The organism is Streptomyces sp. NPDC048483 (genome assembly GCF_040651455.1).
Classification (GTDB): domain Bacteria; phylum Actinomycetota; class Actinomycetes; order Streptomycetales; family Streptomycetaceae; genus Streptomyces.
Genome location: NZ_JBEZJZ010000008.1, coordinates 101,299 through 126,975 on the forward strand (window position 1 = coordinate 101,299; position 25,677 = coordinate 126,975).

General features: G+C 71.7%; 19 protein-coding genes. 7 read left to right on the top strand and 12 right to left on the bottom strand.

Annotation, left to right across the window (positions count from 1 at the left end):
* Positions 1-88 precede the first annotated feature (88 nt).
* Positions 89-802 carry a flavodoxin family protein gene (locus tag AB0D04_RS06810; protein ID WP_362700110.1) on the top strand — a complete coding sequence of 238 codons (714 nt, stop codon included), beginning with the start codon at positions 89-91 and terminating at the stop codon, positions 800-802.
* Positions 803-858: 56 nt separating this feature from the next.
* On the opposite strand, the gene AB0D04_RS06815 is transcribed toward AB0D04_RS06810, so the two are convergent.
* Complete coding sequence (locus AB0D04_RS06815; protein WP_362700112.1) at positions 859-1,584, bottom strand: Mut7-C RNAse domain-containing protein; 726 nt, start codon at positions 1,582-1,584, stop codon at positions 859-861.
* An 81-nt stretch (positions 1,585-1,665) separates the two neighbouring features.
* Between AB0D04_RS06815 and AB0D04_RS06820 the strand changes: the two genes are divergently transcribed.
* Both AB0D04_RS06820 and AB0D04_RS06825 read left to right on the top strand, forming a co-directional pair.
* Positions 1,666-2,826 carry a 2-oxoglutarate and iron-dependent oxygenase domain-containing protein gene (locus AB0D04_RS06820; protein ID WP_362700114.1) on the top strand — a complete coding sequence of 387 codons (1,161 nt, stop codon included), beginning with the start codon at positions 1,666-1,668 and terminating at the stop codon, positions 2,824-2,826.
* Between the two features lie 155 nt (positions 2,827-2,981).
* A complete protein-coding gene (locus AB0D04_RS06825) occupies positions 2,982-4,250 on the top strand; it encodes a nucleobase:cation symporter-2 family protein (protein ID WP_362700116.1) in 1,269 nt (422 codons plus the stop codon).
* On the opposite strand, the gene AB0D04_RS06830 is transcribed toward AB0D04_RS06825, so the two are convergent.
* Positions 4,231-6,957, bottom strand: a complete 2,727-nt coding sequence (locus tag AB0D04_RS06830; RefSeq protein WP_362700118.1) for a SpoIIE family protein phosphatase — start codon at positions 6,955-6,957, stop codon at positions 4,231-4,233. The two genes, AB0D04_RS06825 and AB0D04_RS06830, sit on opposite strands and share 20 nt — an antisense overlap.
* A 588-nt stretch (positions 6,958-7,545) precedes the next feature.
* Here AB0D04_RS06830 and AB0D04_RS06835 point away from each other — a divergent pair.
* Positions 7,546-7,884 carry a hypothetical protein gene (locus AB0D04_RS06835; protein ID WP_362700120.1) on the top strand — a complete coding sequence of 113 codons (339 nt, stop codon included), beginning with the start codon at positions 7,546-7,548 and terminating at the stop codon, positions 7,882-7,884.
* A 32-nt stretch (positions 7,885-7,916) separates the two neighbouring features.
* On the opposite strand, the gene AB0D04_RS06840 is transcribed toward AB0D04_RS06835, so the two are convergent.
* Positions 7,917-9,386, bottom strand: a complete 1,470-nt coding sequence (locus tag AB0D04_RS06840) for an APC family permease (protein WP_362700122.1) — start codon at positions 9,384-9,386, stop codon at positions 7,917-7,919.
* Positions 9,387-9,696: 310 nt separating this feature from the next.
* The gene (locus tag AB0D04_RS06845) at positions 9,697-11,784 is read right to left on the bottom strand and encodes a SpoIIE family protein phosphatase (protein ID WP_362700124.1); all 2,088 of its coding nucleotides are present in this window, start codon (positions 11,782-11,784) and stop codon (positions 9,697-9,699) included.
* 362 nt (positions 11,785-12,146) lie between these two features.
* On the opposite strand from AB0D04_RS06845, the gene AB0D04_RS06850 reads away from it, so the two are divergent.
* Complete coding sequence (locus tag AB0D04_RS06850; RefSeq protein ID WP_362700126.1) at positions 12,147-13,709, top strand: AMP-binding protein; 1,563 nt, start codon at positions 12,147-12,149, stop codon at positions 13,707-13,709.
* A gap of 13 nt (positions 13,710-13,722) precedes the next feature.
* Here the strand turns inward: AB0D04_RS06850 and AB0D04_RS06855 are convergent, their stop codons facing one another.
* The 3 genes from AB0D04_RS06855 to ligD form a co-directional block, all read right to left on the bottom strand.
* Positions 13,723-13,941 carry a hypothetical protein gene (locus AB0D04_RS06855; protein WP_362700127.1) on the bottom strand — a complete coding sequence of 73 codons (219 nt, stop codon included), beginning with the start codon at positions 13,939-13,941 and terminating at the stop codon, positions 13,723-13,725.
* 96 nt (positions 13,942-14,037) lie between these two features.
* Positions 14,038-15,261: a SpoIIE family protein phosphatase gene (locus tag AB0D04_RS06860; RefSeq protein WP_362700129.1), complete on the bottom strand. Its 1,224-nt coding sequence runs from the start codon at positions 15,259-15,261 to the stop codon at positions 14,038-14,040.
* 378 nt (positions 15,262-15,639) lie between these two features.
* Positions 15,640-16,650, bottom strand: a complete 1,011-nt coding sequence (gene ligD / locus AB0D04_RS06865; protein WP_362700131.1) for a non-homologous end-joining DNA ligase — start codon at positions 16,648-16,650, stop codon at positions 15,640-15,642.
* Positions 16,651-16,741: 91 nt separating this feature from the next.
* Between ligD and AB0D04_RS06870 the strand changes: the two genes are divergently transcribed.
* Positions 16,742-17,806 carry an ATP-dependent DNA ligase gene (locus tag AB0D04_RS06870; protein ID WP_362700133.1) on the top strand — a complete coding sequence of 355 codons (1,065 nt, stop codon included), beginning with the start codon at positions 16,742-16,744 and terminating at the stop codon, positions 17,804-17,806.
* 4 nt (positions 17,807-17,810) lie between these two features.
* Here AB0D04_RS06870 and AB0D04_RS06875 read toward each other — a convergent pair whose 3' ends face one another.
* The 3 genes from AB0D04_RS06875 to AB0D04_RS06885 form a co-directional block, all read right to left on the bottom strand.
* Positions 17,811-18,794, bottom strand: coding sequence for an MASE1 domain-containing protein (locus AB0D04_RS06875; protein ID WP_362700135.1), 984 nt, complete (start codon positions 18,792-18,794; stop codon positions 17,811-17,813).
* A 63-nt stretch (positions 18,795-18,857) separates the two neighbouring features.
* Positions 18,858-19,691, bottom strand: a complete 834-nt coding sequence (locus tag AB0D04_RS06880) for a PP2C family protein-serine/threonine phosphatase (RefSeq protein WP_362700137.1) — start codon at positions 19,689-19,691, stop codon at positions 18,858-18,860.
* A gap of 158 nt (positions 19,692-19,849) precedes the next feature.
* Positions 19,850-21,391 carry an APC family permease gene (locus tag AB0D04_RS06885; RefSeq protein WP_362700199.1) on the bottom strand — a complete coding sequence of 514 codons (1,542 nt, stop codon included), beginning with the start codon at positions 21,389-21,391 and terminating at the stop codon, positions 19,850-19,852.
* A gap of 349 nt (positions 21,392-21,740) precedes the next feature.
* On the opposite strand from AB0D04_RS06885, the gene AB0D04_RS06890 reads away from it, so the two are divergent.
* Positions 21,741-24,023, top strand: coding sequence for an ATP-binding domain-containing protein (locus AB0D04_RS06890; protein WP_362700201.1), 2,283 nt, complete (start codon positions 21,741-21,743; stop codon positions 24,021-24,023).
* Positions 24,024-24,051: 28 nt separating this feature from the next.
* Here the strand turns inward: AB0D04_RS06890 and AB0D04_RS06895 are convergent, their stop codons facing one another.
* On the bottom strand, positions 24,052-24,276 hold the full coding sequence (locus AB0D04_RS06895; RefSeq protein WP_362700139.1) for an acyl-CoA carboxylase subunit epsilon: 225 nt from the start codon (positions 24,274-24,276) through the stop codon (positions 24,052-24,054).
* Between the two features lie 187 nt (positions 24,277-24,463).
* Positions 24,464-25,630: a lipase family protein gene (locus AB0D04_RS06900; protein WP_362700141.1), complete on the bottom strand. Its 1,167-nt coding sequence runs from the start codon at positions 25,628-25,630 to the stop codon at positions 24,464-24,466.
* Positions 25,631-25,677 lie beyond the last annotated feature (47 nt).

Sequence of the window (25,677 nt, forward strand, 5' to 3'; positions counted from 1 at the left end):
TACATTCGGGGCTCTCCAGGTGGCCCGGTGCGGCGCGCAGCCGCAGGCTGAGGACGCGCATCCGCCCGCCCGCCGCAAGGAGTCCCCGATGCCCCCGGCCCTGCGCTACGACGACCTCAGCGCCCTCTTCATCAACTGCACCCTCAAGCGCTCCCCCGAGACCAGCAACACCGAGGGCCTGATCGGCAAGAGCCGCGGCATCATGGAGGGCAACGGCGTCACCACCGAGGTGATCCGCGCGATCGACCATGACATCGCCACCGGCGTCTGGCCCGACATGACCGAGCACGGCTGGGCGTCCGACGCCTGGCCGCGGCTGTACGAGAAGGTGACGGCCGCCGACATCCTCGTCCTCTGCGGCCCGATCTGGCTCGGCGACAACAGCTCCGTCATGAAGCAGATCATCGAACGGCTCTACGCCTGCTCCAGCGTCCTCAACGAGCGCGGCCAGTACGCCTACTACGGCCGGGCCGGCGGCTGCCTCATCACGGGCAACGAGGACGGCATCAAACACTGCTCGATGAACGTCCTCTACAGCCTCCAGCACCTCGGCTACACCATCCCGCCCCAGGCCGACGCGGGCTGGATCGGTGAGGCCGGGCCCGGCCCCTCCTACCTGGACCCCGGCTCGGGCGGCCCGGAGAACGACTTCACCAACCGCAATACGGCCTTCATGACCTGGAACCTGATGCACATCGCCGCCATGCTCAAGGCGGCGGGCGGCATCCCGGCCCGTGGCAACCAGCGCACGGAGTGGGACGCGGGCTGCCGGGCGGACTCCGCGAACCCCGAGCACCGCTGAGCGACACCGGCACCGGCAGCACCCCGAGCCGCCCGGCCGCAGACGGGCGGCCACCCTCAGCCGGCGGTCTCCCGTAGCGCCTTGGTGACGATCGCCTCCAGGCGGGCATGGTGCGCCCCGCGCCAGTAGACCCGGCCGCAGGAGGTGCACTGCGCGAAGACGTCGTAGGTGCGCTGGGTGCCGTGTTCGAGCTGTTCCTGGACCGAGTCCTTGTCGGCGGTCGTCAGTTGGCCGTTGCAGGCGGTGCAGCGGGTCCAGGGAGCGAGGGCGGGGGCGAAGCGCCTGAGTACGTCGTGGAGTTGGTCCTCGGGGCGGTCGCTGTAGATGTAGGCGCCGGCCCAGATCTCCCGGCGCCGGAGCAGGCCGCGGTCGCGGGAGAGCATGACCCGCCGCTCCTTTGCCGAGAGTGCGGCAAGTGCGGCGTCGCCGGGGTCCTCATTGGTGTACGCGGCGTCGACGCCGAGCAGCCGCAGGCGTCGTGCCAGGGTGCCGAGGTGGACGTCGAGCAGGAACCGCAGGGGTGCGCCGGGGACCTGCTGGGGGCGCTGGACGGCGCGTACCTCGACGATTTCGTCCGCCTGCGGGATGTGGGAGACGGGGACCTCCCGGCCGTCGACGACGAGCCGGCCGACCTCGGTGAGCGGGACGCCCAGGGACTCGATGACATGGCCGAGCGTCGACGCCCCGTCGGTGACGACGCGGGTGCCGGCCGGGGTGCGGCCGGCCGCGATGAAGAGGTGCAGCTCAGGCGGGAATTTCACATGGATTTCGGGACCGTTCACAGCGTCAGCATGCCATCGGGGGCGGTGGGGAAGCCATGGGATTCCCGGGGCCCGCCGTCCATCGGTCGGCTTGATTTGATCATGACAGGCAACATTCTGTTCATCAAAATGTTGAAGGGCGTCCTGAGGGAGTGTCAGGTCCAGGGCGTCGGCACGCAGGTACAGGAAGGGAGTGGCGTCATGGGCAGGGCCAGGGCAGTGGACGGTGTGCTGGAGGTACCCGTCATCGATATCTCCGCCTGGGAGCACGGCGGCGAGACCGACCGCGCGGCCATCGCGGCGGAGGTCGACGCGGCGGCGCGGACGGTCGGGTTCCTGCAGGTCCGCGGGCACGGCATCCCCCAGTCCACGGTCGCCGCCTTCACGGACGGGCTGGATGCGTTCTTCGGGCTCCCACTGGAGGAGAAGAAGGCGCTGCGGCCGCCGTCCCCGGACATCAACCGCGGCTACACCCCGCCGCGTACCGAGAGGCTCAGCCTGAGCCTGGGCGTTCCGGCCGCCGTCGAGGACCTCTTCGAGGCGTTCAATGTGGGCGCCGAGGCTGCCGCGTACCCGGAGCTGGACCTTCCCGAGGCCCACTACCCGGCCAATCTCTGGCCGTCCGTGCCGGGCTTCCGTGCGGCGGTGGAGGAGTGGTGCATCCGGGCGGGCGGGCTCGCCGAGCGACTGACGGAGATCTTCGCGCGGGCCCTCGGGCTCGAGGAGGGCTATTTCGGCCCGTTCACCGACCATTCCCTCGATGTGCTGCGGATGATCCACTACCGGCTCCCGGAAGAGGAGACGGTGATCGACCCCGAGCAGATGGGGATGGGCGCGCACACCGACTACGGCATCGTGACGGTGCTGTGGGCGGACCGCGTCCCCGGCCTGCAGATCCTCGACAGCGACGGCACCTGGCACGACGTCCTGCCGCAGCCGGGCTGTCTGCTGGTCAATCTCGGTGACCTGATGGCCCGTTGGACCAATGACCGCTGGCTGTCGACGATGCACCGGGTCCTGCCGCCGACCGATGAGCGGGGGCGGGTGGTACGGCGCCGCTCCGCCGCGTACTTCCACGACGGGAACTGGGACGCGCAGATCAGCTGTCTGCCCGGCTGCGTCCCGGTCGGCAGCGAGCCGCTCTACCCGCCGACGACGGTGGGCCGGCACCTCGCCGACAAGCTGGCGGGTTCGCGGGCCGGCCGGCTCAACGAGAACTCGCCGCGGGAGGCCGCCCGGCTGCGGGCCGCCAAGGACGGCTGACGCCCGCACCGCACCGCCGCGTCGGGACGACCCCCGCCCGCCCGGCGCCACCCGCGCCCGAGAGGTCGGCCATGCCCCGCAGACTGCACCGCCGCGTCCCCCCGTACCCGCGAGGCGATGACCCGACACGCCAAGCCCCCGCCACCGGCCGCCTGTTGAGCCTCGGGTTGCAGCACGCGCTGGTGATGTACGCGGGCGCGGTCGCCGTCCCGCTCATCTTCGGTGCGGGGGCGGGGCTGGACCGGGAGACCGTCGGGGTGCTGATCAACGCGGACATGTTCGTCGCGGGGATCGTCACGGTCGTCCAGAGCCTGGGGGCGGGCCCCCTGCTGGGGGTGCGGCTGCCGCTGGTCACCGGCGGCTCCTTCGTCTGCGTCACCCCCATGATCATGATTGCGCAGCAGCACGGACTGCCCTCGGTGTACGGCTCGATGCTGGCCGCGGGGGCGTTCGGCCTGCTCATCGCCTTCCCCTTCGCACGGGCGCTGCGGCTCTTCCCGCCGCTGGTCAGCGGGGTGGTGATCACCGTCGTCGGCCTGGCGCTCATCGGTACGGCCCCGGGGATGATCGCCGGGCCGGACCCCTCGGCGAAGAGCTACGCCCCGTTCGGGCACCTGGCGCTGGCGGGTGGGGTGGTGGCCCTCCTCGTCCTGCTCCGGCGGTTCGGCCGCGGCCTGCCGGCGCAGGTGAGCGTGCTGATCGCGCTGGCCGCGGGCACGCTCGCGGCGATCCCGATGGGCCTCGCCGACTTCTCCGGGGTCGGGGGCGCCGACTGGCTGGGAGTGGTGACACCGTTCCGCTTCGGCGCGCCCCGGTTCCCGCCGGCGGGCATCGTCTCGATGTGTGTGGTCATGCTGGTGGTCTTCGCGGAATCGACGGCACAGATGATCGCGGTCGGCGAGATCGTCGAACGGCCGCTGAGCGACCGGGCGTTGGGCCGCGGGCTGGCCGCCGACGGGCTGTCAGGCGTCCTCGGCGGGGCCATGAACGCGTTCCCCGACACCGTCTTCTCCGGCAACGTCGGGCTGACCCTGATGACCGGGATGCGCACCCGCCGCATCACCGCGGTCGCCGGGGGCATGATGATGTTCCTGGGCACGGTCCCCAAGCTGGGCGCGCTGATCGCCGCCCTCCCCCAGCCGGTGGTCGGCGGCGCCTCCCTGATGTGCTTCGCCACCGTCGCCGCCGTCGGGATCGGCATCCTGCGCCGGGCCGCCCTCGACGAGGGGGACAACCTTCTGATCGCCGCGGCCGCGCTCGGCGCCGGGATGCTCCCGGTCGTCGCGCCGCGCCTATACCACCGCTTCCCCGAGTGGTGGCAGCTGATCCTCGGCAGCCCGTCGACGGCCGCGCTGACCGTGGCCTTCGGCCTGAATGCGGTGTTCCACCACGGGCGGCGGGAACTCAGGGGACGGGCGGACTGAGCGACGGCGCCCCCTGCTCCCCCACCACCTCCGCCACCAGTGGCTGTTCCGTCCAGATGACCTTGCCGTCGCCGGTGTAGCGGGTGCCCCAGCGTTCGGCCAGCTGGGCGATGAGGAAGAGGCCGCGGCCGCCCTCGTCGGTGATGGCGGCCTGCTTGAGGTGCGGGGAGGTGCTGCTGTGGTCGGAGACCTCGCAGATCAGGGAGCGGTCGCGGATCAGGCGTACGTGGATGGGGCCGGAGGCGTAGCGGATGGCGTTGGTGACCAGTTCACTCAGGATGAGTTCGGCGGTGAAGGCCTCGTCGGCCAGGTCCCATTCGACGAGCTTGCGGACGGCCGCGGCCCGTACCTGGGCGACGGCCGAGGCTTCGGCGGGGACGTCCCAGTCGGCGACGTGGGCGGTGTCCAGGACGCGGGTGCGGGCGACGAGCAGCGCGATGTCGTCGCTGGGGCGGTCGGGCAGCAGCTCGCGCAGGGCCGCCTCGCAGGTCTCCTCCGGGGTGCGGTCGGGTTGGCCGCCCAGGGTCCGGACCAGCAGGGCCATGCCGGCGTCGATGTCGCGGTCGCGGTCCTCGACGAGGCCGTCGGTGTAGAGGACCAGGCGGCTGTCCTCGGCGAGCGGCAGTTCCCAGTTCTCGAAGGGCATACCGCCGAGGCCGAGCGGCGGGCCGCCGGGCACCTCGGCGAACTCGGCGGTGCCGTCCGGGCGCAGCAGCAGCGGCTGGCAGTGGCCGGCGCGGGCGACGGTGCAGCGGCCGGAGGCCGGGTCGTAGATGGCGTAGAGGCAGGTGGCGCCGGTGACGCCGGCGGAGCCGTCGGCGGCCTCGTCCTGGTCGATCCGGGTGACCAGCTCGTCCAGGTGCCACAGGAGCTCGTCGGGGGGCAGGTCGAGGTTGGCGAAGTTGTGGACGGCGGTACGCAGCCGGCCCATGGTGGCGGCGGCGTGCAGGCCGTGCCCGACGACGTCGCCGACGACCAGGGCCACCCGGGCGCCGGGCAGCGGGATGATGTCGAACCAGTCGCCGCCGACCCCGCCGACACCGCCGAGTCCGGCCTGCGCGGGAAGGTAGCGGTAGGCGGCCTCCACGGCGTTCTGCTCGGGCAGGCCGCGCGGCAGCAGGCTGCGCTGCAGGGTCACCGCCATGGCGTGTTCGCGGGTGTAGCGGCGGGCGTTGTCGACGCTGACCGCGGCGCGGGCGACCAGCTCCTCGGCCAGGGAGAGGTCCTCCTCGTCGAACGCCTCGGGCTCCTGCGCGCGCCAGAACATCGCGACGCCCAGGATGACGCCGCGGGCGCGCAGCGGGACGGCGATCATCGAGTGGATGCCGTACTCGACGAGCCGGCGGGCCCGCTCGGGGTCCTGGCGCTGCCAGCCGGACAGGGCCCTCAGGTCCGCTTCGAGCACGGGCTCGCCGTTGGCCAGGCCGGCGCCCAGTGAGGTGTCGGGGTTGAAGCGGATCACCTTGCCGACCGGGTAGAGCGCGGTGTTCTCGGCGTCGTCGCCGCTGACCGCGGTACGCCGCATCTCCGGGCCGGCGCCGGAGGGCGTCGGCTCCTCGCCGCGCAGCACGGCCCCGGCGAGGTCCACGGTGACGATGTCGGCGAACCGGGTGGCGGCGAATTCCGCCAGTTCCTCGCAGGTGCGCACCACGTCGAGGGTGGTGCCGATCTCGGTGCCGCCCTCGTAGAGGAGCTTGAGGCGGCCGCGGGCGCTGTCGGCCCGGCCGGAGAGTGCCTGGAGTTCGGTGGTGTCGCGCAGGGTCGTGACGCTGCCGGGCGGTCCGCCGGCCTGGTCGGTGGAGCGCTGGTTGACGGCGATGAGGCGGTCCCCGACGGGATGCACCTCATCGGTCGCCGTCCGGCCGGAGGACAGCAGCGCCGCGACGTCCGGGCCGAGCCCCAGGTCGGCGACCCAGCGTCCTTCCACATCGGCGGGGAGGCCGAGCAGCCGGCGCGCCTCGTCGTTGGCCAGCAGCACCCGGCCGCTGCCGCTGACGATGATCACGCCCTCGCGTACGGCGTGCAGCACCGCGTCGTGATGCTCGTACATCCGGGTCATCTCGGCCGGGCCGAGGCCGTGGGTCTGGCGGCGCACGCGCCTGCTGACCAGGGCGGTGCCGCCGGTGGTCAGCAGCAGGACGCCCGCGGCGGCGCCGAAGAGCAGCGGGAACTGGTCGTCGACGACGCCGCTGACCTTGTTGATGGTGATGCCGGCGGACACCAGGCCGACGACCTTGCCGCTGTGGGGGTCGGTGATCGGGACGACGGCCTGGATGAGGGGGCCTATCGTTCCGGTGATCTTCTCGGTCACGACGCCGCCGGCCAGTGCGGGCGCCAGATTGCCCACGAATTTCTTGCCGATGCGGTCGGGCAGGGGGTGCGTATAGCGGATGCCCTGCGTGTTCATGATGACGATGAAGTCGACGCCGGAGCCTTTGCGAGCGGCTTCGGCGCGAGGTTGCAGCACGGTGGTGGGATCGGCGCGCTGGAGCGCCTGCTCGATGCCCGGGGCGTTGGCGACGGATTCGGCCACGGCGACCGAACGGTTGCGGGCTTCGCGTTCCGAGTCGGTTCTGGACTGCAGCACGAGTGCCGCTATGGCTGCGGCGACGAGCAGCACCACGATCGCCACCTGCAGGAGAAAGACCTGGCCCGCGACAGTTCGCATTCTCAGAACCGAACGCGGGCGGCCGTAGCGTCCGGCCATGTCCTCTTTCTACACCTCCCGCTTACGGTGGGCGAGCCGCGCGATGCGGAGCGCAGCCGCTCGGGGCCGCACCGCGACGGCCGGGTTTCACGGGCATCCCGGAGTCGGTCCGATGATCCCGCGCTCCTGGCTCGGGCACCAGAGGGCCAGTAAACCAGCGGGTATGTTTCACGGCTATGCGGTTGCGGAGTTCTTTATCCGCAGATGCGTATTGCGGGGTTGCCGCTGTCATTCGCCGGTGCCGCGGCCGGCGAAAGCGGAAGGGTTCCGCACTCACGCAGCGATGGGCGTTTTGTCCGATCAGGCCCTGGAATTGAGGCTCCTACGGCATTCGCGCCCGTCACGCTCCGCCACCCGACGGGAACGGAATTGCGCCCGTTCCCGCTCCCGTCCTTTAGCCGTCATGTAACTCTTGCCACAGGTTTGACCGCCGGAATTCCGGTTTTCGGCCGGTCGGGTGAGTGCGGGACATTCGTAATGTGCCTGGTCAGCCGGGATCGGCGGAAGATCGGCGACGTCGGCCGGGCGGCCCGTCGGGCCCCGGAGCGGTCCGGCGGGCCGCCAATCGTGTATGAGACGTTCTTGGGCATGCATGTTGCTGACGAGATCCGCGCCGAGGCGGTTGCGCTCATCGACCACCACGCGCTCGGTGTGTGGAAGCCCAACGACGCCGACCGGCACGCCGCCGTGGCGTTGTTCCGCTTCCTCGAGACGGGCCTGCCGCTGACCGGCGAGCAGATCCGCTCCGTCCTCGTCCACACCGGGCCGCTGGCAGGCGCGAGCGAGAGCCTGCTGGGCCTGCTGCGGTCGACCGCCGGCCTGCTCGACGAAACGACAGTGGCCGACGGCCCCGCCGGGCGGGACGCCGTCGACCACGTGTGTCTGCTGCTGGACGCCGTTGCCCTGGCCCGGCCCGCCGGGGAGTAGCGGGCCGGGGCCAGGGCCTCCGGAGGAATCCTTCAGGCGCTCACCGGAGAGGCTGCGCTCTCCGCGGTGGGCGCCTGCTCGTCCTCCGGGACGGAGATCACCCAGTGCGAGTCCTGCCGCGGGCGGAGATAGACGGCCCAGTACACGGCGGCCGCCGCGACGATGAACCCGGTGATGAGCAGGCTCTTGGTGCTCTGCTGGCACAGCACCCAGACCAGGACGAGAACCACCACCGCCGGAATCGCGGGCCACAGCGGCATCCGCCAGGCCAGGCGGTTCTTGTGGTCCCCGCGGCGGGAGACCAGGGCGCCCAGCGCGACGAAGACGTACATGGCGGCGACGGCCACGCCGGTGACCTCGCTGAGGGTGTCGAGGTTGACGAAGCACAGCGCCGCGCCCGGCACACCGACCGCGAGGGTGGCCGCCCAGGGGGAGCCGAAGCGCTTGCCAACGTGCGAGAAGATGCGGTTGACCGGCGCCGGCCAGGCGGCGTCGCGGGCGGAGGAGAACACCACGCGGGAGTTCTGGATCACCATCACGATGGCGGCGTTGACGATCGCCAGGGCGATGCAGAGGCTGACGAAGGTGCCGACGCCGGAGTTGCTCCAGGCCTGCACCATGCCGGCGACGTCACCGGCGCCAAGCGTCTTGAGGTCGGGGGCGCCGAGGGTGAGGGCGATGACCGGGATCAGCACGACGGCCGCGCCGATGGCGAGGGTCCACAGGACCGTACGGGAGACATTGCGGCGCGGGTTGTCCATCTCCTCCGCGAGATACACGGCGGTGGAGAAGCCCTGCAGGATGAAGAGCGCGGTGGCCAGTCCCGCCACGATCAGCGCCGCGGTGACCGGCGTGCTGTGGCCGTGTCCGGCGTCCATGACCGGGTGGACGAGCACCGAGGCGGACCGCTGGGTGTGGGTGAAGCCGAGGAAGGCGACGACGGCGCAGGCCACGACCTCGAGAACGAGGAAGATGCCGGTGATCCAGGCGTTGGCGCGCAGGTCGAGCAGGCCCATGACGGTGGCCAGCAGCATCACGCCGGCGGCGGTGTACTGCGGATCCAGGTGCAGGATCGGCGTCAGATAGTCGGCGGTGCCCAGCGCGATGATGGGCGGGACGATCATGACGACGATCAGCGAGAGTATGAAAACCAGCCATCCGGCGAGTCGCCCCATCAGGGTGCCGACCATGGCGTATTCGCCGCCGGAGCTCGGGATGAGCGTGCCGAGCTCGGAGTAGGTGAAGGCGACGCCGATGCACAGCAGGGCCGCGATGGCGATGGTCAGGGCGGTGCCCGTACCCAGGGTGGCGAACGAGTCCGGCACGATCACGAAGAGCGAGGACGCCGGGGTCAGACAGGACAGGGTGAGCAGCGTGCCGCCCACGACACCGATGGAGCGGGTGAGCTTGGGGGTGCCGCTCCCGGTCGTACTTGGGACGTCTTCCGTCGTACGGAGGTCTTCCCTGTCAGGGGCGGTGGAGGCAACGGGCAAGTTGGGCATATCGGTTATCCGTGTCCCATCGGTGCTGGCGGCAGGAAGGGGGCACTCTTCGACGGAGAGGGCCGCAACGCGAAAGAAGCCAGGAGAATCGCAGGCTCCGCTTCGGTGACCGAATACAACCCCCGCGGACGACTCCCGTCAAGGTTTTGTTAAGGCCGCCCGACAACGAAATCCGTTGTGTGACGCGGGCCACCAGAGCTAATCGTCGCCGAGATGGCGACCTTCCGGCGGATTCCGTGGCGATCGCGCGGATGCGGATTCAGCCGCCCCCTGCGGAGAACCGTTGCCGCAACAACGGATCCGCCCGCCGTCAGGCCTCGTCGCGGGTGCGGGCACGGGCGATGAGCAGCGCGACATCGTCGTGGTCGTGACCGTGGCGCAGCTCGCCCAGCAGCCGGTCGCAGAGCTCCTCCAGCGGCCGCTCGGGCTCGGAGAGCAGCTCGAGGAGGGTGTCGAGGCGGGTGTCGATGGCGTCCTCGCGGGTCTCGATCAGCCCGTCGGTATAGAGGACGAGCTGGTCGCCGTCGGCCACCGGCACGGTGGTCTGCTCAAAGGTGACCCCGCCGACGCCCAGCGGGGCGCCGGTGGGCAGATCCAGGAGCTCCGGCGGCTGCCCGGGGCGTACCAGGACCGGTGGCAGATGGCCCGCGACGGCGATGCTGCACTGCTTGCGATGGGGGTCGTAGACCGCGTACAGGCAGGTGGCGAAGGCCGGGTCGAGACCGCCGGCGATGTGGTCGAGATGGCGGAGCACCTCGGCGGGCTCGAGGTCGAGGTCGGCCAAAGCGCGGGTGGTGGTGCGCAGCTGGCCCATGGTGGCGGCGGCGTTGATCCCGCTGCCCATGACGTCCCCGACCACCAGGGCGGTCTTGTCACCGGCCACCGGGATGGCGTCGAACCAGTCGCCGCCGACCTCACTGGCCGCCTGTGCGGGCTGGTAGCGGTAGGCGATCTCCATGCCGGTGGGCTGCGGCGGCCGGTGGTTCATCAGGTGGCGCTGGAGGGTCAGCGCGGTGCGGCGTTCGCTCTGGTAGGAGCGGGCGTTGTCGATACAGACCGCGGCGCGGGCGGCCAGCTCGACGGCGAGTACGGCGTCGTCCTCGTCGAACGGCAGCGGATTGCGTACGCGGTACAGCGACAGGGCACCGAGCACCTCGCCGCGGGCGATCAGCGGCACCGCGAGATAGGAGTGCAGCCCGGCCTTGGCCAGGAATTCGGCGCCCTGCGGGTCGGCGGCAATCCGCGGCAGGTCCGCCTCGCCGACCTGGGGGACGAGTACGGGGCGGGCGTCGGTGACACACCGGGTGATCAGCCGGTCGGCGTCGTACGAGGCGATCTGGCCGGTGGGGTCGGCGGCGTGGGCGGCGTCGGTGGGGTAGGCGGCGGCGACCGCGAGCGCCCGGAAGCGGGCCGGGGCGCCGGGAGGCAGGGAGGTGGGGCGGCGGTTGTTGAGGACAGCGTCGAGGACGTCCACCGCGGCGAGGTCGGCCAGCTCCGGCACGATGACATTGGCCAGCTCATGGGCGGTCTGGTCGACGTCGAGGGTGGTGCCGATGCGTGCGGAGGCGTCGGCGATGACGGCGAGGCGGCGGCGGGCGCGGGCCGCCTCGGTGGCGGCCCGGTGCTGTTCGGTGACGTCCACGACGGAGGTGGCCAGGCCCAGGACCCGGCCGTTGGGGTCCTCCAGGCGGTAGTACGACACCGACCAGGCCTGGTCGGTGGCCGGGTCGGCGCCGGTGCGGCCGACGGTGAACTGGTCGAGCAGCGGTTTGCCGCTGGCCAGGACCTCGCGCATCCGGGACGCGATGACATGGGTGTCCAGGAACGTCAGCGTTTCGTGGACGTCGCGGCCGATGTGCTGGTCGGCGGGCAGGTCGTTGATGCGTTCCAGCGCCGGGTTGACCATGACGAACCGCAGCTCGGTGTCGAGCACCGCCAGCCCGATCGGCGACTGGGCCACCAGCCGTACGGACAGCGCCAGGTCCCGCTCCACCCGCCGCAGCACGGTCTGGTCGGTGGCGATACCCAGGGCGTAGGAGTCGCCGTGCTCGTCCTGCAGCCGCATATTGCGGAATTCGACCAGCAGGGTGGTGCCGTCCTTGTGCACGACGGGAAAGACCCCCGCCCAGCTCTCGCCGCTGGCCATCACCTGGGAGAAGAGGCTGAGGACCAGGTCGAAGTGCTCAGGGTCGACCAGCAGCTGCGCGGCGAGCTTGCCCAGCGCCTCCTCTGCGCTCCAGCCGAACAGGTCCTCGGCCTGCGGGCTCCACAGCGCGATCCGGCCGTTCGCGTCCAGCATCACCGCGGCCACGCCCAGCACGTCGAGCAGGCCACCGGGCCGGGACGTGCCTGCCCCCGTCGGGGCCGCACCCTCGGGGAACGCGTCGGTCGCACCCATCAAGGCTCTCCTTCCGCCGGTCTCCGGGGACCGACAGCCGTGGTGCTCTCCGCGCCCGGCCATCTGCGCCGTGCGTCCGCTGTCCTCCATCATCTCTCCAGACGGGACGGCCCCGCAGGGAGAGCGGGATCTTCAGGAGAACGAATGTCCTGTGGGGAGGCAGCATTATGCGCCGTAGTAGTACGAGCGGGCGACCTTGATGCCGGATTTGGTGGCGTGGCGGATAACAGCCGTGCACGGCAAGCCGACTTGGTGGTGGCAAGCGGCAGCGATTATCTGATTTAGTTGCCTCTGGCAACTAGCTTTCTCGTACCCGCACCCCCGGAGTCATGACCCCACTCCGGCCACAGGAGAAGCCCCACATGTCCATGGATGACCAGAACTTCCGCACGTATGTGGAGGAAAACCTCGATGTCCTTAGCACCCGCCCCGACCACGAGGCCCTGATCCATCAGGGCCGGCGCGTCACGGCAGGGGAATTCCGTGACCTGGTCCACCGTATGGCGCGGGCACTGCTCGCCCAGGGCGTCGGCCGCGGGCAGACCGTCACCCTGCTCAGCGGCAATCTGCCGGAGACCATCGCCGCCCGCTACGCGGCCAACCTGGTCGGCGCCCGCGTCAACCACCTCTACAACAAGCTCTCCGCCGACGCCCAGGCCGCCCTCGTCCGCGACGTCGAGACCCGGGCGCTGATCGTCGACCCCCGGTACACCGAACGGGCCGCCGAGGTAACGGAGTTGGCGCCGGTGCCGGCCGTCCTCGTGCTCGGCCCGGCGAAGCGGGGCACCGACCTGCTGGAGCTGGCGGCGCAGCAGTCCGCCGAGCCTCTGGCGGGCCGGGCCCGGCCCGAGGACATCTGCACCATCCGCCACACCGGTGGCACCACCGGCCACCCCAAGGGCATCTGCTCCAGCTTCGGCCAGTTCCGCTGGTTCCCCGAGGAACCGGAATTCGAGCGCCGTCAGCTGGTGGTCACCACCCTCGCGCACGCCGCCGGGCACCTCGCCGACAACACCCTGCACACCGGTGGCACCGTGGTGCTGCTCGACGATTTCGACCCGGCCGAGGCGCTCGCCGCGATCGAACGCGAGCGGATCACCGACCTGTTCGTGCTGCCGCCGCTGCTCTACCGGCTGATGGACCACCCCGACGCCCGGCACACCGACACCTCCAGCCTGCGGATGCTGACGTACGGCGGCTGCCAGGCGTCCCCGGCCCGGATGGCCGACGCGGTACGGCGGTTCGGCCCCGTGCTGCTGCAGGGCTACGGCCAGAACGAGGCGGGCGGCATCAGCGTGCTGCTGCCCGAGGACCACGACCCCGAGCGCCCGGACCGGCTGCGCTCGGCCGGAAAGGTGCTGCCCGACGTCGAGGTGGCCATCCGGGACACTCCCCCAGCCAACGCTGGGAGGTACCCCCAGGGCCGCGATCTGCCCAACGGTGAGCACGGCGAGGTCTGCGTCCGCTCCGCCACGATCATGCAGGGCTACTGGAAGCAGCCCGAGCTGACCGCCGAGGTGCTGCGGGACGGCTGGCTGCACACCGGGGACATCGGATTCCTCGACGACGAGGGGTACTTGACCCTCGTCGACCGCATCAAGGACATGATCGTCGTAGTCGGCGGCCATGTGTACACCACCGAGCTCGAGGACCTGCTGAACTCGCATCCGCAGGTCCTGCAGAGCGCCGTCTTCGGCGTCCGCGACGCGGACCGGATGGAGCGGGTCCACGCCGTGGTGGTGCCCGTGCCGGGCAGTGACATCGACGGGCAGCGGCTGCGCGCAAGGGTGCGCGAGCAGCGCGGCGCGATGTACGAGCCGGCGCAGATCCGCTTCGCCGACGCGCTGCCGCTGACCGACGCCGGCAAGCCGGACAAGAAGGAACTGCGCCGCCTGGCCGAGCGGGACCTCACCGCCGCGGGCTGAGGCCGGCACCCCCTCAGAGGGCGTCCCAGGACTCGGGGCCGCCGCCCTGCCACTCGATGAGGTCGGTCTCCTCGATCTCGATGTCGTCCAGGCCGACATGCCTGAGGAACTTCACCAGGTCCTCGATCCGGTGGGCGACCCCCAGCTTGCGGTCCCCGGCCGTCACCGGCCGCGCCCCGTCCGGGCCCGGCGGGTGCACGGTCACGGTCGTCTGCGGTGGGTTCGCGTCCATGGGACCAGGGTGCGGGCGGGGGCGCCGGAGCGCAGGCCCTACGGCGCTGTCAGAGGCGGATTCGGCGGCGGAATCAGAGGGGATTCAGCGGCGGAATCAGAGGCGGATGATGACCAGCGCCGTGTCGTCGGCGGCCCCGCCCGGCGGCAGCAGCTCCGCCAGGAGGGCGTCGGCGAGGGATTCGGGGTCGCGGCCCTGATGATGGGCGAGGGAATCGGCCAGCCGGGTCAGGCCCACGTCGATGTCCTCGCGGCGGCGTTCGATCAGGCCGTCGGTGTAGAGGACGAGGACGGTGCCTTCGGCGAAGGGGGTCCGGGCCTCGGGCCGGGCGACATGTTCCGGGCGTGCCCCCAGGGGCGGGTCGGTCGCCCGGTCGAGGAATTCCACGGTGCCGTCGGGGTGCAGCAGGACGGGCGGCGGGTGGCCGGCGCTGCTGTAGCTGACGACATGGGCCGTCCAGTCGATGCTGACCTGCACCGCGGTGGTGGATTCGGCGCCGTCGACCGAGCGGGCGTAGAGGCCGAGCACCTCCAGCGCCCTGGCGGGCCCGGAGGTGACCAGCATGGCGGCACTCAGGGCACTGCGCAGCTGGCCCATGACACAGGCGGCTTCGAGCCCGTGGCCGACGACGTCGCCGACGGCCACCGCCATCCGGTCCCCCGGCAGATCGGTCAGTTCGTACCAGTCGCCGCACACATTGAGCGTCCCGGCGGCGGGCTGGTAGCGCACCGCCGCCCGGTGGTGCCCTACGGGCCGTGGTGCGGGCAGCATCGCCGCCTGGAGTGCCAGCACCACCTCCCGCTCCCGCGCCTGGACCTGGCGCAGCCGGTCGTTGATGTCCTGGAGTTCCCGGGCGCGGCTGTAGAGCTGGGCCTCCATCCGCTCCCGCTCCACGCCGGACTCCGCCCGGCGCGCCCGGATCAGTTCGGTGACCTCCTCGACCCGGTGCACCAGCAGCGTCACCTCCCCGTCGGGGCCGAGTACGGGCGCGTTGACGGTGGTCCAGTACCGCTCCTCGTACACGCCGGGCCGGCCGGGCGCCTCCACGTCGTAGCGGTGCAGCGGCATGGCGTCGGGGGCGCGGGTGGCGATCGCGCGCCGCAGCGACGCCTCGAGGCCGCGGGCGCCGGAGGCGTCGGGATCGTCGGGGTTGCCGGGGAAGACATCGAAGAGATAGCGGCCGATCTGGACGCTGCGGGGGCGTCCCGAGAGCCGCAGATGGGCCTCGTTGACGTCGAGGATCACCAGCTCGGGGGTGAGCAGCACCGCGCCGCCCGGAAGGGCCCGGAAGACGGCCTCGTAGTCGATCCCGGTGGACACGGACGGTCACCTGTCCGGGAGCGGCGCCCGGGTCACCCGGGCGCCCGCCGGACAGCCGGACGCGGTGCCGGGCCGCGGCACCCGGCGCGCGCCTCCTGCCCGCACGGGCGGCGATTTCCCGTCGTACTCCACGGTCGGAATGTTTCCTTCCGTTCGGTGTCCGCGCATGCCGGGCAGGGGCGGCTCCCGGCACGCCGAGGCCCGTACGACAGAAGGGGCCCAGCCCTGACGCGTACGCGGCGGATGCCGCCGTTCGGGTGCCCGAGGGAGCCGGAGCCGACAGGGGGCGTCGTGCTCGGTCCGGCCGTCGGGACGGCCGGGGTGGTGGCCGCGGTATCCCTCGCGGCCGGCCACCACCACCCGGCAAAAGGCCTGATCTCAGCGCTTACGGGCCCGGCTCGGCTGTACCCTGGCCGGCTCCCCGGGCATCTTGGGGTGATCCGGCGGGTACGGCATGTCGCCCAGGCCCTCGTCGGCCTCCTGACGGTCCGCCAGTTCCAGCACCGGCTCCAGGCCGAAGGCGTGCTCGGCCATGTCGGCGTGGACATCGCCCAGTTCGGCGAACCGGGGCGGCACGGTCCGCAGGTCGAAGTCCTCCGGGGCGGCGTCCGCCAGCTCCTCCCAGCGCAGGGGTGTGGAGACCGTCGCCCGCGGCCGGGCGCGCAGGGAGTAGGCGGAGGCAATGGTGCGGTCCCTGGCCATCTGGTTGTAGTCGACAAAGACCTTCGCGCCGCGCTCCTCCTTCCACCAGGCAGAGGTCACCAGATCCGGTCGGCGCCGCTCGAGCGCCCGTGCCACGGCGATGGCGGCCCGTCGCACCTCGGTGAAGGTCCAGTTGGGGCGGACGGGTACGTAGACGTGCACACCCCGGCCGCCGGACGTTTTCGGCCAGCCGCGCAGCCCGTGCTCCGCCAGCAGCTCTTGCAGGTCGTAGGCGACCCGTACGGCATCGGTGAAGTCCGTACCGGGCTGCGGGTCGAGGTCGATGCGCAGCTCGTCGGGGTGCTCGGTGTCGTGGCGGCGCACCGGCCAGGGGTGGAAGGTCAGACAGCCCAGATTGGCCGCCCAGACGACGGCGGCGGGTTCGGTCGGGCACATCTCGTCGGCGAACCGGCCACTGGGGAAGGCGATCCGGGCGGTGGGCAGCCAGTCCGGCAGCCCCTTGGGCGCCCGCTTCTGGTAGAAGAACTCGCCCTCCACACCGTCCGGAAAGCGCTGCATGGTGGTGGGCCGGTCGCGCAGGCCGCGCAGCACGCCGTCCGCCACCGCGAGGTAGTACTGCGCGACGTCCAGCTTGGTGAAGCCACGCTCCGGGTAATAGGTCTTGTCCGGATGCGACACACGCACCGTGCGTCCCGCAACGTCCAGCTCGACAGCTCCTGCGGCCATGCCTCAACGCTAAGTTCCGGCCGCCCCTCCCGCGCGCCGGGAAGCCCGCTCCGGCGCGCGCCACGGGCGTCCGGCCTTCAGGATCGGGAGCATGGACCTGCCCGTCATGCCCCCGGTCTCCCCCATGCTCGCCAAGCTCGTGGCCGATATTCCCGCGGGCATGCAGTACGAGGCCAAATGGGACGGATTCCGCGTCATCGTCTTCCGGGACGGCGACGAGATCGAGATCGCCAGCCGTACGACCAAGCCGCTCACCCGCTATTTCCCCGAGGTGGTCGCCGCCGTACGGGCCGAGCTGCCGCCCCGCTGCGTCCTCGACGGCGAGATCGTCATCGCGCACGACGGGCGGCTGCACTTCGAGGAGCTGCTGGAGCGCATCCATCCGGCCGACTCCCGGGTCCGCACGCTCGCCGAGCGGACACCCGCCTCCCTCGTCGCCTTCGACCTGCTGGCCCTGGACTCCGGCTCGCTGATGCACGAGCCGCAGTCGGCGCGGCGGGAGGCGCTGGTGGAGGCGCTGCGGCCGGCCCGGGCGCCCGTGTACACCGCGCCCGCGACCACCGATCAGCAGCTGGCGCGTACCTGGTTCACGCGGTTCGAGGGAGCGGGCCTGGACGGGGTGGTCGCCAAGCCGCTGCATCTGCCGTACCGGCCTGGCGACCGCGCCATGTTCAAGATCAAGCACGCCCGCACCGCCGACTGCGTCGTCGCGGGCTACCGGCTGCACAAGAGCGGCCCGGTGGTCGGATCCCTGCTGCTGGGCCTGCACGACGACGCCGGGCAGCTGCAGCATGTCGGGGTGTGCGCCTCGTTCCCCATGGCGAAGCGGCGCACGCTCGTCGAGGAGCTCGAACCCCTGCGGACGGACGATGTCGCGGCGCACCCCTGGGGCAGCTGGACGGACGAGGCGGCGCACGCCTCCCGGCGCATGCCGGGCGGGCCCAGCCGGTGGAGCGGCGGGAAGGACCTGTCATGGGTGCCGCTGCGCCCGGAGTGGGTGTGCGAGGTCGGCTACGACCACATGGAGGGCAGCCGGTTCCGGCACACGGCCCAGTTCCGTCGCTGGCGGCCCGACCGTACGCCGGAGAGCTGCACCTATGCGCAGCTGGAGGAGCCGGTCGGCTATGACCTGGGGGAATTGCTGCGCGACGGCTGACGGCTCAGGGGCTGCCGTCCGGCGGCCAGCGGCGGCCGCTCTCCCCCGGCGCGAGCCGGTCCACCACTTCGGCCAGCTCCGCGCAGGCCTGTTCGATCTTCCGCCGGATGCCCTTCTGCTCGGCGATGATCGCCGACAGCAGCAGCGCGGTGAGCGCCGCGGACGCATTGAAGGCCTGCAGATTGACCATCGCCTCCAGCAGGCTCTGCCCTTCGAACGGCCCGACGCGGTCGGTCGCCGCCCCGATCGCCACGACGGACACCAGCAGCACGCACGGCGCGGCCCCCGCCAGCTGGAAGCGCAGCGCCGCCCACACGATCAGCGGAAAGACCAGGAACAGCAGGGAGAGCGGGCTCTTGACCGCGACTAGGGAGACCACGACCGAGGACGCCAGCAGGGCCGCCGCCTCGGCCCACCGGTGGAGCGGGATGTCCCGCGGCCGGCGGACCGTACGGAAGGCCAGGACCAGCGGCGCGACGACGAGGACACCCATCGCGTCGCCCACCCACCAGGCCGCCCAGGCCTGCCAGAATTCGCCGGTCGGCAGCGAACCGGTGAGCACCTGGGTGCCGCTGCCGAACGTCGCGCTGATCAGCATCCCGGCGAAGGCGCCGAGGAGTACCAGCGCGACCCCGTCGCGCAGCCGGTCCAGTTCGGGGTGGAAGCCCACGCGCCGGAGCAGCAGGCAGGAGCACACGGGGGCCAGCGTGTTGCCCGCGATGATGGCGAGGACGGTGATGTCGAGCGGACTGATCGTCCAGACGATGGCGAGGGTGCCGAGGGCGACGGCCGGCCAGGTCCACAGGCCCAGCAGGAGCATGCTGCTGAGGGCGATGCCCGTGGGCGGCCACAGGGGCGTGACCACGGTGTCCGTGATCACGACCTGCTCCAGCAGCCCGATCCGCGCGGCCCCGTAGTAGACGGCGGTGAGGGCGACGATCGTCAGGGCTGCGGTAGCGGGCCGCCGGAGTTGCTCGGTGCGCACCACAGCAGCCATCAGACATCGCGGACGTCCCGGCGCCGTCCGCGACACGCGCGCCCGGTGCGCGCTTCACCCGGCCCTGTCCGCCACCCCGTCGAAGCTCAGCACGATCACCGCGGCGTCATCGGTGTGGCCGGTGCATTCGGCCATGTTCATCACCTCGGCGGCCACCGCGGCCGGATCCTCGCCGGCCCTGGCGCCGACCAGGGCGACCACCTGCGCCAGTCCCGCCTCGATCGCGTACGACGGCCCCTCGACGACACCGTCGGTGAGCAGGACGAAGCTGCCCGGCACCGTGAGCCGGCGCCGGGTGACCGGGTAGGTCTCGCCCGGCGCGATGCCCAGCGGCAGGCCCCCGGGGTCCTCGGCGACGCCGCAGCCGCCGTCGGTGGTGGCCCAGACTCCGGGCACATGGCCCGCGCGGGCGCTGGAGAGTTCCCAGGTGGCCGGGTCGAAGCGGAGGAAGGTGCAGGTGGCGAAGAGGCCGGCCTTCACCGAGAGCAGCAGGTCGTTGGCGCGGCTGAGCACCTCGCCCGGGTCGGCGGCGTGCGGGGCGACGGCGCGCAGGCCGATCCGTATCTGCCCCATGAAGGCGGCCGCCTCCACGTCGTGTCCCTGGACATCGCCGATGCAGTACGCCAGGGACCCGTCGGGCAACGAGAAGCCGTCGTACCAGTCGCCGCCGATGTCCAGACCGTGCCGGGCGGGCGCATACGTGGCCGCCGCCCGCAGCCCGGGCACCTCCGGCAAGGTGGCGGGCAGCATCTCGCGCTGCAGCGCCTCGGCCAGCTCGACGCGGGCCTGCTGAAGCTCGGCCCCTTCCCGCGCCTGGGCGGTCAGCCGCCCGAGCGTGGTCAGAAGGTCGTCAGCGCTCGCCGACCGTGGGGGACGACGCCGAAGCATGGACCGCTCCAAAGTGCGTCGGTGCAGGGACCACTGCGGGGTGCGATCCGCTCGGCTTGTCCGTTCCGGCCTCCTGACCTGGCGGGATCCACAACTCCCGGGTTTCATCATATTTCTGCGGATCGGCTTCCGCGCGGCCAGCGGCGGCGCGTGATCCGTTACGCCGCGGCCGTACGGGACGCCGTCCTGTGCCCGACGCCGGCCCGTACCGCCCAGAAGAACACCCCCAGTGCGACGGCTGCCACCGTGAGGGAGTCGTACGGAGCGGGCAGCCGCCCGGAGCCCTCGAAGGTGCCCAGCCAGGACAGCACCGTCAGCACCACGAGATAGGCCACCAGCCAGGCGCCGGTGCGCAGTTCGGCGAGGAGCGGGCGGGCGGGTCCGTCGTGCGCTCCCCGGCGACGCATCGCGAGGAAGATCAGCAGCCCGCCGAGCACCAGCGGCAGCGCCAGCCGCAGATCGCCCCAGCCCGACCAGTACACGAACTCGGTCGACACCACGAAGCTGAGCGGCGCGATGTACCGCAGGCCCGGCACCCAGCCCGCCGTACGGCCGCCCGGTTCGGCGCGGAACACCGCGACCGCGACCGCCGACGCCGCGTAGATCAGCAGATACATGTCGCCCATCACGCTGACGATGTCCTGCCAGCCCCCGAACGGCAGCAGAAACACCATGATCACCACCAGGTTGACCACCAGCGCCCGCCGTGGCACCCCGAACCGTTCATTCACCTTCATGAAGTAGCGCGGAATGGTGCCGTTCTTGGCGAGCGCATAGGTGTGCCGGGCGTCGATGGCGACACCGACATAGGCCGAACCGCCCGGCGAAAGCACCGCGTCCGCATACAGCAGGCTGGACAGCCAGTGCAGATTCAAAATCAGCGCGAGCTGCCCGAAAGGCGAGTCGAAGGAGACTCCTTTCCAGCCGCCGCCGAGCAGGTCTTCGGGTACTGCGAACAAAAACGCCACCTGGAGGGCGAGATACATCACCAGGGCCAGGCCGATTCCCGTGAGCACCGCGGCCGGAATGGTACGGCGCGGATTACGGGTCTCCCCCGAGAAGTCCAGCGGCGCCTGAAAGCCGTTCACGGAATAGACGATGCCGCCTCCGGCCAGTGCGGTCAGACACGCCACATAGCCGTACGGGGCGAATCCCCCATGGTCCGTCAGCCGCCCGGAATGCCAGCCCGAGGCGATCAGCGCGATGACCGTGACCACCGGCACCACGATCTTGAACACCGAGACCAGGTTGTTGAGTTGGGCGAACATCCGCACCGCGAACCAGTTCAGCGCGGTCAGCAGCACGCTGAGCCCGGCGGCCAGCGCCAGGCCGGAGGCGGTGAGGGTGTGGCCGTTGTAGATGTCCGGGAGGTAGTGCGCGGCGTACTGCATGATCGCGCTGATCTCGGCCGCGGTGCCGCCGACCGACAGCAGCACCGACCAGCCGACGAGGGTGCCGACCAGCGGCCCGCTGGCGTAGAGCGGCCAGCGGACGGTGCCGCCGCCCTCCGGCCGTGACGCGCCGAGCTCGATCATGACCAGGGCGACCAGCGTGCACAGCAGCCCCGCCCCGACCCAGGACAGCAGCGATGCCGGCCCCGCCGTCTGCGCCGCGTACATGGCGGCGAACAGCCACCCGGAACCCACGATGTTGGAGAACCCGATCCCCGTCAGACCCCAGAACCCCAGCTCCCGCCGCAGCCGCCCCTCCTGCGCCTGCACGTCCGGCGCGCCGTCCGCTCCGCCCCCACCCGTCACTTGACGCTCCGACACGAAAAATGGCCTCCTCGTCAACCTGTCCCAGCAGGTCGGAGCCTACGTGACGAGGCCGGATGTCCTTTGCACCGCTCCGGGTGAGGCCGGCCGGCCGGCACAAGCCGTCGTGCACCAGTCATCGGACACAAAAAATCCCCGCACCGAATTGACGGCCGGGGTATTTCTCTGCGTATATTGGGAGCTTGCCTGCCCTGATAAAATCAAGACAACTAACCACCCTTCAACTTCACTATATCCAGGCGGAGCTGAATTGTCAAACGCGCCGAACCACGCATTGCAGAAAGAGCAGGAATTCATCGACCTGCTCTATGACCGCCTCGCCGAACTGCGGACCGAGGCCGAGACCGCGGTGCACCACGCCCTGCCGCCGGCGGGAAACACCCACCAGGCCCGGCTGGAGCGCGACGTCCTGGTGGCCGAGCAGTCCGGTCTCCTCGCCGCGTTCGACGCCGGCGAGAACGGCCTCTGCTTCGGCCGCCTGGTGTTCCGGGACGGCCGCGATCACCACATCGGCCGTATCGGTATCCGGCGCGACGACGCGGACCGCACCCCGCTGGTCCTCGACTGGCGGGCCGAGGTCGCCCGCCCCTTCTACCTCGCCACCGGCCACACCCCGATGGGACTGCGCCGCCGGCGGCACATCACGACCCAGGGCGTTGGGGTATCCCCTGCTCGAGCAAAGCCGAGAGCTTGGGGAAAGGTCACCGCGCTGCACGACGAGATCCTGGACCTCGCCGACGCCGTACGCACCGGACACGAAGGCACCGACGCGGACGCCGTACTCCTGGCCTCGCTGGACGCGGCGCGCACCGGCCGGATGCACGACATCGTGCAGACCATCCAGGCCGAGCAGGACCGCATCATCCGCGCCCCGCACCACGGCGTCCTCGTCGTGGAGGGCGGACCCGGCACCGGCAAGACCGTCGTGGCCCTGCACCGCGCCGCCTATCTCCTGTACGCGCACCGGGAGCAGCTGGCCCGCCGCGCGGTGCTGATCGTCGGGCCCAATCCGGCGTTCCTCGGCTATATCGGGGAGGTGCTGCCCTCTCTCGGCGAGACCGGTGTCCTGCTCGCCACGCCCGGCGAACTCTTCCCGGGCGTGACCGCGACCGGCACCGACACCGCGAGGGCCGCCGAGGTCAAGGGCGACGCGGCGATGGCGGACGCGCTGGCCCGCTTCGTGGCGGACCGGCAGATTCTGCCCGACCCGGTGACCGTGATCGACCATGAGGACGGCGAACTGCGGCTGGACACGGAGATCGCGTACGAGGCCCGGCGCCAGGCACGCGAGACCGGGCTGCCGCACCACCTCGCCCGCCCGCACTTCGCGTTCCGCGTCATCGATGCGCTCACCGCGCAGCTGACCGAACGCCTCGGCGCGGACCCGTACGGCGGGCCCAACCTGCTCGGCCCCGACGACATCGCCCAGCTCGGCAAGGCGATCGCGACGGATCCCGAAGTGCACGCCGCCATCGAGGAGTTGTGGCCGGCGCTCACGCCGCAGCAGCTGGTCACCGACTTCCTCGCCGAACCCGTCCACCTCCCGAAGGCCGACGCGGACGCGATCCGGCGCACCGGCGGCGCATGGACCCCGGCGGACATCCCCCTCCTCGACGAGGCCGCCGAACTCCTCGGCGAGGACGACTCGGCCGCCCGCGCCGCCGCGGAGGCCGAGCGCCAGGAGCGGATCGCGTACGCGCAGGGCGTGCTCGAGCTCTCCTACGGCTCCCGTACCCAGGAGTTCGAGGACAAGGAGGACATGGATGCCGATGCCTCGGAGGTGCTGGCCGCGCACGACCTGCTCGACGCGGAACGGCTCGCCGACCGGCACGAGGAGGCCGACCACCGCAGCGCCGCCGAACGCGCCGCGGCCGACCGCACCTGGGCCTTCGGCCACATCATCGTCGACGAGGCGCAGGAGCTGTCCGCGATGGCCTGGCGGCTGCTGATGCGCCGCTGCCCGACCCGCTCGATGACGCTCGTCGGCGACCCGGCACAGACCGCGGAGCCGGGCGGCTGCGGCGCATGGCAGACGGTCCTCGAGCCGTACGTCGGCGATCGCTGGGAGCATGTCCGGCTCGGCGTCAACTACCGGACGCCGACCGAGATCATGGAGATCGCGGCCGAGGTGCCCCGCTCCGCGAACCCGTCCTTCGAGCCGCCGCGCTCGATCCGGTCGACGGGTATCCGGCCCTGGGCGCGGCGCACCGACGAGGTGACCGGCGCGGTCGCCGAGGCCGTCGCAGAGGAGACCCGCGACGCGGGCCGCCTCGCGGTGATCGCCCCACGCGCCCGTCACCAGGCCCTGGCCGCCGCCCTCCCGGCCGCCTCCGCCGGCGCCGCCCCGGATCTGACGCGCCCGGTGGTGCTGCTCGCTCCGCGCCAGGCCAAGGGGCTGGAGTTCGACACGGTGATCGTGGTGGCGCCCGAGGAGCTCGGGGCGAGCGATCTGTATGTCGCGCTGACGCGGGCCACGCAGCGGCTGGGGGTGATCCATACGGGGCCGCTGTCGGCGGGGCTGGAGGGCTTGGGGGCGGCGAGCCAGGGCCTGTCCTAGCGAGGTGCCCGCGCCCGCCCCGCCCCGATCAGGCGCAGCACCAGCAGCCCGACCAGCAGGCGCAGCGCGCTTCGCGGACGATGTGCTGCTGGTCGGACTGTCTGCGGCGGTGATTCTCCGCGAGGATGCGCAGGCCGACGAGACGGGCGCCCAGGATGACGGTGAGGGCCGCGAGCTCCTCGGGCTCGGCGTGGCCCCGGTCGATGCGCAGCGGCACCTCGGGGAGTTCGTCCGGAGTGTTTATGCAGGTCACAGGCCCGACGTTAGGAGTGGGGGCGGGCGCTGTCGTGCGGGGACGCGGTCCGTGTGGGCCATTCGGGGCAGGGGGTGACGCGCAGGGAGCGGCCGGTGGCGCGTCGTGAGTGCGACGGGCCACAGGCCGCCCGCCCGGATCCCGGGGCACGGTCCCGGGATCCGGGCGGGCGGCCCCGAAACCCGGGTCAGCCGCAGTTGCCGTTCGCCGGCCTGTCCTCGAAGCGGTCGGCGAGCCAGTCGGCGGCCTGGGGCGCGCCCGCGATGGCGGCGAGGACGTGCTCCCCGAGCGGGACGGGGGTCCACTGGACGGTGGCGCCCATACCGCACCAGTCGGACCGCAGCCGGCTGCCGACGCCGTAGGGGATCAGTTCGTCGGCGGTGCCGTGGTAGAGGTACACCGGGGCGTCCGGCCGACGGCCGCCGACGTTCGACTCGCGCAGCCGCTGCTGCCAGTCCGGCTCGTACAGCGGGTTGCTCACGGTGACGTCGGAGACCTTCTTGAAGAGTCCGGCGACGGTGCCGTCCGCCACGCAGTTCGTCTTCATGAAGTCGACGTAGCGGCGGCCCTTGTCGTTGAGGTACTTCTCCAGGTGCAGTTCGGGGAAGGCGGCGTTCTGGCCGATGGCGGCCATCAGGATCAGTCCGGCGCCGACGTTGCCGTCGTTGGCGTCGGCGACCTTGAGCAGATCGGCCGGTACGCCGCCGGTCGCGGTGCCCTTGACCCGGAGCTCGGGCGCATACGACTGGTGCAGTTCGGCGGCCCAGCTGCTGGCCTGGCCGCCCTGGGAGTAGCCCATGATGCCGACCGGGGAGTTCGCGGTGACGCCGGCCGCGGCCGCTTCGGGCAGCCGTTGGGCGGCGCGGGCGGCGTCGAGGACGGCCTGTCCTTCGGCGCGGCCCACGGTGTAGGTGTGGTCGCCGGGGGTGCCGAGGCCTTCGTAGTCGGTGACCGCGACCGCCCAGCCGCGGTGGGTGAGCTGCTGGATGAGGTTGGCCTCCATGGTGGTGCCCTTGGGGAAGCCGGCGGAGGGGGCACAGGAGTCGCCGAGGCCGACGGTTCCGACGGCGTAGGTGATCAGCGGACGGGGGCCCGTCCTGCCGTCGTTGGGGACGATGAGCGTCCCGGAGACGGTGTTGGGGGCCCCCTGGGCGGTGGTGGAGCGATAGGTGAGGTGCCAGGCGCGCGTATTGGTCGGCTGGCCGGGTGTCGGGTGGAAGGAGGTGGGGGACGACGACACGATGTCGCCGGGGCTGCCGGTTGCCTCCGGCAGCCCCGAGGCGGCGCTGCTGCCGGTGAGGCCGAGCGACAGGGTCAGGGCGACGGCGGTGAGTGCGGTGGCGCGTAGGGGCATGCGGCTCTCCCAACTGACTCGGGTGCCAGGGTGGTTGGGGCGACCGT